The organism is Anaerovibrio sp. (assembly GCF_051866355.1).
GTDB lineage: Bacteria > Bacillota > Negativicutes > Selenomonadales > Selenomonadaceae > Anaerovibrio.
On record NZ_JBJDWZ010000041.1, the window covers coordinates 1 to 11568 of the forward strand.

Consider the following 11568-nt stretch of genomic DNA (forward strand, 5'->3'; position numbering starts at 1 on the left):
ATGAGAAGTTTCTTATCCCTAACCTTGCCAAGTCTGATAGCATTATCGACATTGGTGCGGGGCGCATGGCGTATGTGAAGCTCTTGAAATCCAAGGGCTATAATATCCACGCCTATGAGCCGTCCCTTATGGTCAAGGGCGCAAATAAACTCGATATGAAAGGCATTATCGCCAATATCCTCAACGCAGAAAAGCAGGTCAAGCTGAACGGTCTGTTTAACTGGTGCGTATTGGAGGCTGTTATCAACTCCGTTGTTGATGATGAATTTGAAAAAGCAGTTCTTACCGCCTGCAACGCAGTATTGCGCGCGGATGGGTGCCTGATTACCTGCACACGGAATATCGCCTATGTGGAAAAGGCGTATGACAAGAAAAAGCTGTCAGCCGGTGCCGGTGACTGCCTGTGGTATCTCGACGATAAAAACTATACGCTGGGCGTTACCAATGGCATAGTATTCAAGCAGAAATTCCATACCAAGGACAGCTATGTAGCCTTGCTGGAAAAGTATTTCGGCAAGGTCGAAGTAATCTCCAATACTATTGGGTATATTTACTGCGCATGTACGGAGCCTTTGCAACTGCCTACCGAGGTGTATGAGGAGTATCTTGAAAAGGAACTCAACATCGAGTATCCGGGCGGTTTCAAGCACAACAAGCATAAGGGCTTCATGAATGCGCTGATTAGCAAGGTCGCAGAGAGATATGGCTAATGCCAGACGATTGGACTTATTCGAGAGATGGGTTGAAGCCGGTGAAGTTGAAAATAAGCTGGCTATTGTACAATCGCTGTCAATGCAGGGACGTTCTGTGGCGCAGATTGCGGAGGCTTTCGGTACCACGAGGCGCACAATCCACAATCTGCAAAATAAACATCCCGCCCTGAAGAAAGCTATCGAAACGGGGCGGCTTTCCGTAGTGGCGATGTGCCAAAATAAACTTATGGAGCGCGTATCTAATGGCGATACTACCGCAATTATCTATGCGCTCAAGGTTTATGGCGGCGATTTCTTCAATGACCGCAAGACTGTTGAGGCTAAAGTTACCGGCACACCTCTCTCTGTTCAGCCGAATGTCCAAATTTATTTACCATCTACGGACGGAGGGGCTGGTGAGCTGAATGGGAAAAAAGAAAACTGAAACGAGAGAGCTGATTAAGATTTGCCCTCAGAAGGGCAAGCAAGAAATGTTCCTTCGTTCCTGCGCTGATATTTGCATTTATGGCGGTGCGGCAGGGGGCGGCAAGACCTATGCGCTCCTGCTTGAATGCCTGCGGCATGTGGATAACGGACATTTTGAGGCCGTTATTTTCAGGCAGTCGCGACCGCAGATATTGGCGGCAGGTGGTCTTTTCGCCACCAGCCTTGAATTATATCCGTACCTCGGAGCATATTATGTGCTTACGCCAAATGTGCAGTGGCGTTTTCCGACAGGTGCAAAAATTACTTTCATGCACATGTTTTACGAAAAAGAAAAGTACAACTTTCAGGGTTCTCAGATACCTCTGCTCATGTTTGACGAGCTGACGCATTTCTCTGAAACCCAGTTTTTCTATATGCTGTCAAGAAACCGTTCTACCTGCGGCGTAAAGCCGTATGTAAGAGCTACCTGCAATCCTGACACAGATTCATGGGTTGCGGACTTTATTTCTTGGTGGATAGACCAAGACACAGGGTACGCCCTTCCTGAAAGAATCGGCAAACTTCGGTATTTTTTCCGCAGTGATGGCGATTTAATTTGGGCGGACTCTATTGATGAGCTGACCGAACTGTGCGACAGCATGGAGGGGTTCGCCCCTGAACTGTGCCGGTCAGTAACGTTCATAAGCTCATCTGTTTATGACAACAAGGCACTTCTTGCGATAGACCCCGGTTATCTCGCAAACCTTCACGGCTTGCCGCTTGTGGAGAAGGAGAGATTGCTGAAGGGGAATTGGAAGATAAGGCCTGCGGCCGGGCTGTATTTCAAGAGCATTCAAACGCGTATTGTCAAGGAAATCCCTGACAGAATTGAATCTATCTGCCGGGCATGGGATTTGGCGGCAACTGAAATCACAATGGAAAATAAAAGTCCTGATAAAACAGCTGGTTGCCTGATGGCGCGGCTACAGAATGGGCAGTATATTATCCTCGATATGAAGCATATTGCGGCCAACGCTTCTGATGTCAGGGCCTTGGTACGGAATACTGCTATTACCGATAAAGCAATGTTCGGGCGCACGCGCATTTCAATCCCGCAGGACCCCGGTCAGGCAGGCAAGGAACAGGCTGAAAGCTATCAGAAGGAGCTTGCAGGTTTCAAGGTAGACATCGTGCCTGTTTCGCAGGATAAGGTTCTTAGGGCGGAGCCGTTTGCCGCCCAGTGGCAGATTGGAAATGTTCTTTTGCTGGAAGGCCCGTGGAACGACGAACTTCTGAATGAGCTTGAGGGATTTCCTGATGCCCTGCATGATGACCAAGTTGATGCGTGCAGTGATGCCTTTGCGAATGTAGCAAAAGCACTCAATTCAAAACTGCCGCAGATAGACCCGTCGCTCATGCAATCGAGTTATTGGAGATAAGGAAGTGAAAAAATGGCAGGCATGGAAATTGGCCGCGTAGGGCAACAGCGTTACGGCGGTGTTTTTTACGAGGAATTTCTTCCTGAGCTTCGCGGACAGCGCGGAGTGAGGGTATATAGGGAAATGGCTGATAATGATGATGTTGTCGGAGCCATTCTTTTCGCCATAGAAATGCTTATCCGCGGTGTACACTGGAATGTTCAGCCGGGCGGTGCCGAGGATATAGATAAGCAGTGTGCAGACTTCGTTGAATCCTGCCTCTATGACATGGAGGAAACGTGGTCTGATACGCTGTCAGAAATTCTGTCCTTCCTTACCTATGGTTGGAGCGCGCATGAAATAGTCTACAAAAGGCGCATGGGGCGCAGTAATGCTCCTGCCACTAACAGTAAGTATGATGATGGCCTGATAGGCTGGCGCAAACTTCCTATCAGGGCGCAGGATACGCTGTATCAGTGGGAGTATGATAGTGGTGATAATCTGACAGGCATGACACAGAGTCCTCCGCCTGATTACGGATTTATAACCATACCGGTAGATAAACTGCTCCTTTTCCGTACAAAAACGTGGAAAGGAAATCCCGAAGGGCGCAGTATTCTTAGAAACGCTTACCGGTCATGGTATTTCAAAAAGAGATTTCAGGAGATTGAGGGCATAGGTATAGAGCGAGATTTAGCAGGATTGCCGGTCCTTATCGCCCCTGAGTCTGTAGAGATTTGGAGTACCGATGCCGAAATGGTAAGGCTCCGTGCTATGGCAGAAACTCTTGTTAAGAATATCCGCCGTGACAGCATGGAGGGCATAGTGCTTCCTTCCGGCTGGAAGCTGGAACTGCTAAGTGCCGCTGGCAAAAGAAATTTCGATACCAACGCTACGATTGAGCGATATGATACACGCATCGCCATGACAGTCCTTGCGGATTTTGTTCTGCTGGGGCATCAGAATGTTGGCAGTTTCGGCAGTTTTGCTTTGTCGGATAATAAAACAGAGATTTTTGCATTGGCAATTGGGGCATTCCTCGATGTTATATGCGAAGTTTTTAACAAAAAAGCTATTCCACAGCTGGTAAATCTGAATTCTGATAAATTCGCCAGCATATCCGATTACCCGGAACTCATTCATGGCGATATAGAAACTCAGGATTTAGTAAAACTCGGTGATTACATCGAGAAAATGACCGGCATCGGACTGCTCACGCCTGACGATACACTGGAAAAGTTTATTCGTCAGCAGGCAGGACTGCCGGAACAGCTAAAGGACTTTGATGATTCAAAAACTCCTGTCAAACCGGAAGTCAAGCCGGAGCCTGACGGCACCGCCGCTCAGGATAATTTTGATAATCTTACCAAAGGAATGCGCGAACAGGCGCGGCGTAGATTAGGGAGATGAGCCTATTGTGTTTGTGTTCAAGCGTAATCATGGGCCTATACGCAAAGCCTCCTCCGAGGATGTTCTGCGACGGCTCAATTCATTCCTTAACAGCAGTTCCCCGGAACTGGTTGAGGTTCTTTACCGGATGTTCCAAGACCAGCAGAATGCAGTGACCTATAAGGAACTCCGTGAAGCCGCGATAAATGGCTACGAGGACGAAATTCTTCAGTGGCAGAATGACTATGCCAAATTCGTCAACGAGAAAATGTACCCCGCATGGAAGCAGGCCATGCAAGCCGGAGCTTCTATGACGGAAGGGCGCATAGCAGATTTCGTTTTCGACGATTCCGATAGGATGGTAACGCAGTGGCTTAATCAGCACGGCGCGGATTTCATCACCAATGTCGGTACTGAAACCCGAAATGCTGTAAAGGCTATACTGTACAAGGGGCAAATGGAGGGGTGGTCAAGTGCAGAAATGGCGAGGTATATTCGCCCATGTGTCGGACTTACTCGCCCGGATGCTGAGGCAAATGCCAAGTATCAGAAGAAAATCTATGATACTCTCCTGAAGAATAATCCCCGAATGAAGCCCGAAGATGCGGCAAAGAGGGCGCATGAAGCAGCTTTAAAGTATGCCGGTAAGCAGCATCGCCGCCGGGCGGATATGATTGCCAACACTGAACTCGCCTATGCCTATAATCGTGGTACGCATGAAAGCGTCAGGCAAGCCATGAGGGACGGCCTGATGGGGACTTGCGTGAAGGTGTGGGCAACAGCAGGTACGGAGCGCGTATGCCCTCACTGCATGGCTCTAAACGGTCAGGCAGTAGGGTTCGAGGATAACTTTGACATAAAGGGGCGTGTGCTGTTTGAAGGTATGCACGAAACTCCTCCTGCACATCCGCGTTGCAGATGCGCGATAAAGTACAAGGAAATCAGCAAACCTGCTGATGCCGGTACGGTTCTGCGCGAAACGATGAGCGGACAGTTGCAGAGCCTCACTGATGCTGAAAAGGAAATTATCACCAGCTACACGGGGGCATTAGCCACGCAGGTAAATACCGCGCTGTGGACCGGACGCATGAATGAACGTCTTGAAAAAAGCATACGTCTTCTTGATTCCGCGCTCAGCAAAGGTGTTGTGCCTCGCGAGGTAACGGTACTGAGAAAAACAATTCCGCAGGATTTGCCGTGGCCAATCCCTAAAAAGGTTGTCACTGATGAGGATATGATGTCAATAACTAACATCGTATTTACATGTAAGAGCTTCACTTCAACATCTCTTACAAATTTTGATTATCCATTGCGAAATGTGTACATGTATCTCAAGGTGCCAGCGGGGCATAAAGGTGCATTGTACGTCAAGGAGCTTGCGCGTACCAAGTACAAACATCAGGAAGAAGTATTGTTTCATCGCGGATTGCGGTATATAATAACCTCAGTGGTAAAAGAAGGAAATTCTTATGTGCTTACCGGGGAGGTTATTTAAATGACTACTGAATCAATTAATTACATAATTGACGAAAATGGCGTAAAGCATGAATGTTCTCCGTCATTTTGGGCGCCAGTTAAAGCAGAGCTTGTATCTTGCCCGATATGCAGGGCTTGCAAGCATGAGGTGTACACGGGGCATAGCCTCGAATGCGACTTGTATTCTACCGGCAAAGAACTTGTCCGAGGCGGCAGATACTTCTTGTGTGAAGGGTATGTGCCTAAACCTGAATCAGATTATTATAAAATGGTTCAGAAGGAAATCAGTGAAGCAGAGAAAAATAAATAATCCTTGTAAAAGCACTTTGCTGTTATGCGGAGTGCTTTTATTGTGCCTGAAAGGTGGTGGTATGAGTGGAAACTTTTGCAGATGCAGTCGGAATGAGCGATAGCTCAACTGTCAAAGGACGTTTTAAAATCGCTAAATCAATTGAAGATAAGCGCATAGCTTTCGGCTGGGCAAGCATTGCCAAGGATGAGGCGGGAAATGACCTCGTTGATTTGAGCGACGATATAATCGAGCCTGACACGCTGGAAAATGCAGCGTATGAGTTTGTGAAACTTTACCGCGAGGGCGGGGAAATGCACGAACGAGGAGGCTGCGCAACGCTTGTAGAAAGCATAGTGTTCACGCCTGAAAAAATGTCCGCTATGGGCATTCCCGAAGGAACACTGCCTACCGGGTGGTGGATAGGATTCCATGTGACTGATGATGAAGTATGGAGCAAGGTAAAATCAGGTGAATATCCGATGTTCTCCATCGAGGGAGAAGCTGTTCGCGAACCTGTTTAAAGAGAGGAGAATATCATGGCAAACAAGCTAAAAAATCTCCGTATCACGAAGGTTGATTTCGTAGATGCCGGAGCTAATCAGCGGGCGCATATCCGCCTGTTCAAACGCGCGCAGAAGGAGGATGATAAGTGCATGGAAAATAAGTTTTTCAATCTCATAACCGCCATAGCCAAAAAGCTGGGAGTTATGGACGATGATGAAAAGGAAAACACCTGTAAAGCGCAGTCATTCAGCGAAATCCAGTCCCAAGCTCAGAAGGAAAAGATTGCCGCAGAGATATGGGATGTCACAGATGCCTTGCGCCGTTCTTTAATATCCGCTATTGACGATTCTTCATTGGAGGACCGCAAAGGCACTCTTATCAAGAACCTCAGTGAGTTTAATACCTTTGCGATGAGCGCGGCAGAGAAATGGTCTGATGGTGCTATCGCAGTCAGCAAGGGCGTAAATGTATGCGTTCCTAGTGAACTTGAGCTAATTGTAGCTTCAAAGAGGCTTCAATTTGTAGAGGAGCCGGATATTCAGGAGGAGCCGGTTCAAAAAAATGAAATGGAGGAAAACGAAATGAAGATTGACAAGAGCAAAATGACACCGGGCGAACTCGCTTTTTTCGAGGAAATTGAAAAGCGATATAGCGTGAACGATTCCGGCACTGCCACTGAGGAGCCTGTGGTAGCTGGCGCAGAGCCGGTAATCGAGCCTGAACCGATGGTAACAACCATGAAATCTGCGGCTGAGGCAGTCCCTGTTATCGCACCTGAACTGAAAGAGTTGCTTGAGAATGTACAGAAGCGTCTTGAGCAGCAGGAGGACGCGGAAATGACGGCTATTGCGAAGAAGTATGAACTTCTCGGCAAAAAGCCTGAGGAGCTTGCGCCTGTTCTCAAGAGGCTGAAGAAGTCCAGCACAGAAGCCTATGATGGCGTTATTGCTATGCTGGACCAGTCTTTGGATATTGCAAAGCGTTCCGGTTTATTCAAGGAAGTAGGTTCAAGCGCATCTGCTGGCGCGAATGATGTTTCCAGTCAGATTTCAAAGCGCGCTAGTGAAATTCGTAAGAGCAATCCGGGGCTTTCTAGGGCGGAGGCTATAGACCGAGTATTTCAGGAGAACCCGGAGCTTATTTCTGAGTTTGACAAATAAGATTGGAGTGAATGAATGATGGTTATCAATGGTTCCGTTATCAATGGCAGTCAGACTATCAGTGCCGAAGCCGGTTCCAAGCTGGAATTGGGACCTTACACAGCCGTAGCTTTTTCAAGCGGCGTTCTTAGCAGATGTGATGATACGCTCCTGCCTATGGGCATCACAATCACCGAAACTGATGATGAGGTTCAGGCTGGTGATGATGTGCATATTCAGATTAAGGACATTAGTGTATGGAGAACCGGCGGTGCCTTTGCTATGGGCGATGCGCTCGCATCTGATGCCACAGGCCGAGCTGTAAAGGCAACAGAAGGTAAGTTTATTTTGGGATTTGCGCTTGAGGAAAGCGTTGGCGAAAACCAGCTTGCCAAGGTGCAGATTACCAAGTCCGGCAAGATGTAATGATGAGGAGGTTAAAAAATGGGCATTTCTATCAATGATATTACGGTCAAGAAAGCTCTTGGCACATGGAAGCCGAATATGTATCTGTCCAACATGAGCCTTGCATATTTTGCACAGGGCGAATACGCGGCAAGGAATCTGTTCCCTGTGTGTCCGGTAGGCCTTTCTTCCAGCTATTACTACACTTTTAGCAAAGGAGATTTGGCGCGCGATAACGTTCAGCGTAAGCCTGCATACGGCAGTGTTACTCCTGCTACTATGGGCATGACTGATAACACTTATTCTTGTAGCGTAGACCAGATTCTTGTCGGCATTGACAAGATCATGACACTTGATTATCAGCGTTCCTCCGCTCCGGGTTCAATTGACCCTCGGCGCGTAAAGGTCCGCTTCCTCGCAGAGCAGATGAATATCCATCAGGATATTATATTTGCCAAGAATTTCTTCAAGGCTGGCGTATGGAAGAATGAGTGGACCGGCGCGGCTGTAGCCGATGCTGCTCAGAAAAAGTTCCTTCGTTTTGACGATGCGAACTGCGACCCGGTAGAGCTGTTTGATGGTCTTATCAATGATATTCGCCGTGTAGGCCGCCGCAAGCCTAATAAGTTGGCTCTCGGTGTGGAGGTATTCGCCAAGCTGAAGCTGAATCCATTCATTATGGAGCGTGTTAAGTACACCGGCACCACCGCAAACCCTGCTATCGTCACCGAGCAGGTGCTGGCGCAGTTATTCGGCGTCGAGCAGGTAGTCGTGCTTGATTCCACTTACAATGCCGCAGGAGCAGGGCAGGACGAAAATATGCAGTATATCTGCGATGGCAAGAGCGCATTGCTGTGCTATACCACTTCCAGCCCTCAGATTGACGAGCCTTCTGCTGGTTATATCTTTGCGTGGGATATGCTGGGCAACGGCCAGTATATCGCCACCAGTCAGTTTGACGGCCCTCCTGCTGAGCATACCGAATTTATCGAGGGGCTGATTGCCACCGATATGAAGAAGACGAGTGATGACCTCGCCGTATTCCTGAAAGATTGCGTAGGCTGATAGGAGGTAGCTGACATGTCTGTATATATGGCACTGAAGCCGTGTAAATTTGGCTGTGATAATTACCTGCGCGGAGATATTATTCCTGACGGCAAAGTGCTGGCCGGAAAAGCTGAAGCCCTGTGTAAAATGGGGCTTATAGCTCCGGCTATCGGGGATGTGTCCGTGCCTGTTTCCGCCAAGCCTGAAACTGCGGAACCTGAAGCAGAATCTGCCGAGCCTGAGCCTATAGCTCCGGTAAAGAAAAGCAGGACCCAAAAGGCTAAGTCAGAGTGAGCGGGTGATTTCTATGTCTGAAAAATCCTACACCTACGACGGCTCCATGATTGCTGATATGGGCCTCAATCAGATGAGGTTTGAACTTGGGGATGTGCTGGTGGAGGAAGCAGGCAAAACTGCGTACCTCACGGACGAGGAAATAACAGCTATGATTAACGCATATCCTGAAAAATGGAAACGCGCAAAGCTGGAACTGGTTAAAAGTCTGCTATACCGATTTGCGCCGGAGGTAGATACGCAATCAGGCCCCGTCAGCTGGTCGCTCAGTCAGCGATATTCGCAGTGGAAAGCATTATATGAGGACTTAAAAGGTTCTGCGGAAGCCTCGGAAATGGCTCCCGTGGGGCCAGGCGGCAGATTCAGGCCGCCTTATTTCAGAGAAGGTATGCACGACAATAGAAGCATGATAGGAGGCCGCTATGTATTTACGCCCCGGTAGCCTTTTTTCACAATTTATTGTTGAGCGCAAGTGCATGAAGATGGACGACAACGGTCGGACTAAAATAGTATTCCAGCCTACATGGGCTGTCATACAAGGCGTTTTATCAAACGCAAAAACGTCCGAGCTGGTTCATTGGAAAGCTATGTCGCACCCTATCACGCACACCATTGTCCAGCATTATGGCGAGGCTATGGCAAAGCCGGGGGACAGGCTGGTGTACAATGGCAGGTATTTTTATGTGCAGGGAGTAGATAACGCATCCAATTTGGGTATATTTATCATCTACTACGTCGAGGAAAGGAGCGATTTTATTGGCTAGTGCAAAAGAAGTAGCTGATGCTCTTGAAATTGATATGGATAATGAGGTGAGAATGCTCACACTGGAAGCGCAGTCAAAAGCTCGTAGGGCTGTGAACGTCATGCGCAATTCCGCGCTTGATGTGCTGGGGCAAGACGGGCATGGCAGGAGATATGGGCGGCACACTGCTTCCACTCCGGGAGAGCCGCCAGCTCCTGACACTGGTAATCTGCGCAGGAATTGGAGGCAGTATGTGCTTGCGCAAACTCATTCCAAAGGCGCGAACATAACCTGCCGACTTAAAAGCGACGTACCGTATGCGCCTCTGCTGGAAAAAGGCACAAGCCGTATAAAACCAAGACCTTTCAGGGAAAGGATTATAGATAAGTCAATGCCGGAAATTAACACCATATACGATGGATTGAGGTGATTATCTTATGCCCTTGATAAATACTGAGGACACTCCTGTCTTCGATAAGAATGAGATATACCCACGCTGTTTCATCAGGGCGCGCTATCGCACATGGCCTGAAGCTAGAAACGGGCTGGTTGTAGATGTGTCAAAGGACAGGATTAGTGCAATTTTCATTCCGCTTGTTCATACCGCTGTGAGATTTTACTCAATCAAAGCCGTAGAAGTTATGGACGGAAAGTGGGAATTGCAGTATTCTCCTGACCTTGAAACGATAGGAAAGGTGGGTAATTTAAATGTCAACGACGGAGAAGCTGATACGCAAGAAGCTGTTTCAGAATGAATTTCTTACGCAGAAGCTGGCGCGTTTCATAGGATTGCCCGCCATCTTTTTTCAGAATGCTCCTGACGATAAATCATCAGGCTGGGATGATATGCAGTACCCAAGGCTGGTATTTGTAACGGACTCTGCTGATGATTCCAAAAGAGATTATAAAAAATCACTGTCAGTTGACATTATGTGTTCTGCTGTAAATGTTATGCCGGAAGAACTTGAGCCTCATATTAAGAATGCCCTGTCCGGCGTATTCTTCACGCCTGAAGATGGCGAAACATTTTCAGCAAAATGGAAAAGTTCGCAGATATTCCGGGATACTGTCAATGACGTCCTTGTGTTGGGCATGACAGTATCTTTTGATATTTACGAATACCCTTTGCAGGAAACCAGCAATCCTGACCCGATAATCAGCATCTGCAATTATGCTGAAAGCTGGGATAACCAGCTGACTGTCATAGGCATGACTGAGCTTCCGGGCATATTTGTTCCAGAGCGAAATAAGCCTGCGGTGTGGTTCAGCCGTGGCAATAAATCAATATCAAGGCAGACAAATACTGTCGTATGGATGGACGATGAAATAATCGTTCATTTTTTTGCACCAAAATTGCAGGACAGAATGGAGTGGCTGGAACAATTCAGTCAGTGCATTGCTCTTGCAGGAGAGCTGATAATGCCTGATAAATCGCCTATGTTTATTAAGCAGATAAAGGGAAATACCGACGGGGACGAAATTTCAGGTCAGATAACGATTAGCGTGCAATACGGATTGCTCAGGAGGCCTGCGTATGCGCACACTATGATTTCCACCAAAATTAAATGAGGAGGTAATTAAAATGGCTGCTTCAACTAAGACTGCCAATACCGTATCTACGCCAGTGACCCTGTATCCGGTGTCGGAGATAGTTGCGGCATCGGAGAAAATTTTCAACGGCAAGTACAAGAAAGCTATCGTTTTAGCGGCATTGTCGGATGCGAAGGTATCTGATGTCAGCGT

16 protein-coding genes are annotated in these 11568 nt (G+C 47.8%); all 16 read left to right on the top strand.

All coding sequences use genetic code 11. The features are described from left to right. Window positions 1-710, top strand: a 710-nt coding sequence (locus ACI3UA_RS02285) for a hypothetical protein (RefSeq protein ID WP_439723215.1), incomplete at its 5' end; no start/stop codon positions are given. Then, on the top strand, window positions 703-1137 hold the full coding sequence (locus ACI3UA_RS02290) for a hypothetical protein (protein WP_439723216.1): 435 nt from the start codon (window positions 703-705) through the stop codon (window positions 1135-1137). The genes ACI3UA_RS02285 and ACI3UA_RS02290, both read left to right, overlap by 8 nt. Further along, window positions 1118-2557, top strand: coding sequence for a phage terminase large subunit (terL, locus tag ACI3UA_RS02295; protein ID WP_439723217.1), 1440 nt, complete (start codon window positions 1118-1120; stop codon window positions 2555-2557). The genes ACI3UA_RS02290 and terL overlap by 20 nt, the downstream gene beginning before the upstream one ends. Before the next feature lie 12 nt (window positions 2558-2569). Then, window positions 2570-3946: a phage portal protein family protein gene (locus tag ACI3UA_RS02300; protein WP_439723218.1), complete on the top strand. Its 1377-nt coding sequence runs from the start codon at window positions 2570-2572 to the stop codon at window positions 3944-3946. Window positions 3947-3953: 7 nt separating this feature from the next. Continuing rightward, entirely contained in the window at window positions 3954-5420 is a 1467-nt protein-coding gene (locus ACI3UA_RS02305; protein ID WP_439723219.1) for an ADP-ribosyltransferase, read from the top strand. Continuing rightward, window positions 5421-5711 carry a hypothetical protein gene (locus tag ACI3UA_RS02310; RefSeq protein WP_439723220.1) on the top strand — a complete coding sequence of 97 codons (291 nt, stop codon included), beginning with the start codon at window positions 5421-5423 and terminating at the stop codon, window positions 5709-5711. A gap of 65 nt (window positions 5712-5776) precedes the next feature. Then, on the top strand, window positions 5777-6214 hold the full coding sequence (locus ACI3UA_RS02315; RefSeq protein WP_439723221.1) for an XkdF-like putative serine protease domain-containing protein: 438 nt from the start codon (window positions 5777-5779) through the stop codon (window positions 6212-6214). 132 nt (window positions 6215-6346) lie between these two features. After that, window positions 6347-7357: a hypothetical protein gene (locus tag ACI3UA_RS02320; protein ID WP_439723222.1), complete on the top strand. Its 1011-nt coding sequence runs from the start codon at window positions 6347-6349 to the stop codon at window positions 7355-7357. Window positions 7358-7372: 15 nt separating this feature from the next. Then, a complete protein-coding gene (locus ACI3UA_RS02325) occupies window positions 7373-7762 on the top strand; it encodes a capsid cement protein (RefSeq protein ID WP_439723223.1) in 390 nt (129 codons plus the stop codon). Between the two features lie 18 nt (window positions 7763-7780). Further along, window positions 7781-8806, top strand: a complete 1026-nt coding sequence (locus tag ACI3UA_RS02330; RefSeq protein WP_439723224.1) for a hypothetical protein — start codon at window positions 7781-7783, stop codon at window positions 8804-8806. Window positions 8807-8821: 15 nt separating this feature from the next. Next, complete coding sequence (locus ACI3UA_RS02335; RefSeq protein ID WP_439723225.1) at window positions 8822-9082, top strand: hypothetical protein; 261 nt, start codon at window positions 8822-8824, stop codon at window positions 9080-9082. A gap of 13 nt (window positions 9083-9095) precedes the next feature. Next, window positions 9096-9524 (top strand): hypothetical protein, encoded by a 429-nt coding sequence (locus ACI3UA_RS02340; protein ID WP_439723226.1) that lies wholly within the window; start codon window positions 9096-9098, stop codon window positions 9522-9524. Next, a complete protein-coding gene (locus ACI3UA_RS02345) occupies window positions 9505-9846 on the top strand; it encodes a phage head completion protein (protein WP_439723227.1) in 342 nt (113 codons plus the stop codon). Before ACI3UA_RS02340 ends, ACI3UA_RS02345 begins: the two co-directional genes overlap by 20 nt. Then, window positions 9839-10255 (top strand): hypothetical protein, encoded by a 417-nt coding sequence (locus ACI3UA_RS02350; RefSeq protein ID WP_439723228.1) that lies wholly within the window; start codon window positions 9839-9841, stop codon window positions 10253-10255. Before ACI3UA_RS02345 ends, ACI3UA_RS02350 begins: the two co-directional genes overlap by 8 nt. Before the next feature lie 7 nt (window positions 10256-10262). Beyond that, a complete protein-coding gene (locus ACI3UA_RS02355) occupies window positions 10263-10580 on the top strand; it encodes a DUF5026 domain-containing protein (protein ID WP_439723229.1) in 318 nt (105 codons plus the stop codon). Further along, window positions 10534-11394 carry a hypothetical protein gene (locus tag ACI3UA_RS02360; protein WP_439723230.1) on the top strand — a complete coding sequence of 287 codons (861 nt, stop codon included), beginning with the start codon at window positions 10534-10536 and terminating at the stop codon, window positions 11392-11394. The genes ACI3UA_RS02355 and ACI3UA_RS02360 overlap by 47 nt, the downstream gene beginning before the upstream one ends. The last annotated feature ends 174 nt before the right edge of the window (window positions 11395-11568 follow it).

What these genes read in the sequence shown, in the direction of transcription:
- ACI3UA_RS02290 (WP_439723216.1), top strand. Translation starts at nt 703, where the DNA reads ATGGCTAATGCCAGACGATTGGACTTATTCGAGAGATGGGTTGAAGCC.
- terL (WP_439723217.1), top strand. Translation starts at nt 1,118, where the DNA reads ATGGGAAAAAAGAAAACTGAAACGAGAGAGCTGATTAAGATTTGCCCT.
- ACI3UA_RS02300 (WP_439723218.1), top strand. Translation starts at nt 2,570, where the DNA reads ATGGCAGGCATGGAAATTGGCCGCGTAGGGCAACAGCGTTACGGCGGT.
- ACI3UA_RS02310 (WP_439723220.1), top strand. Translation starts at nt 5,421, where the DNA reads ATGACTACTGAATCAATTAATTACATAATTGACGAAAATGGCGTAAAG.
- ACI3UA_RS02320 (WP_439723222.1), top strand. Translation starts at nt 6,347, where the DNA reads ATGGAAAATAAGTTTTTCAATCTCATAACCGCCATAGCCAAAAAGCTG.
- ACI3UA_RS02325 (WP_439723223.1), top strand. Translation starts at nt 7,373, where the DNA reads ATGATGGTTATCAATGGTTCCGTTATCAATGGCAGTCAGACTATCAGT.
- ACI3UA_RS02330 (WP_439723224.1), top strand. Translation starts at nt 7,781, where the DNA reads ATGGGCATTTCTATCAATGATATTACGGTCAAGAAAGCTCTTGGCACA.
- ACI3UA_RS02335 (WP_439723225.1), top strand. Translation starts at nt 8,822, where the DNA reads ATGTCTGTATATATGGCACTGAAGCCGTGTAAATTTGGCTGTGATAAT.
- ACI3UA_RS02340 (WP_439723226.1), top strand. Translation starts at nt 9,096, where the DNA reads ATGTCTGAAAAATCCTACACCTACGACGGCTCCATGATTGCTGATATG.
- ACI3UA_RS02345 (WP_439723227.1), top strand. Translation starts at nt 9,505, where the DNA reads ATGTATTTACGCCCCGGTAGCCTTTTTTCACAATTTATTGTTGAGCGC.
- ACI3UA_RS02355 (WP_439723229.1), top strand. Translation starts at nt 10,263, where the DNA reads ATGCCCTTGATAAATACTGAGGACACTCCTGTCTTCGATAAGAATGAG.
- ACI3UA_RS02360 (WP_439723230.1), top strand. Translation starts at nt 10,534, where the DNA reads ATGTCAACGACGGAGAAGCTGATACGCAAGAAGCTGTTTCAGAATGAA.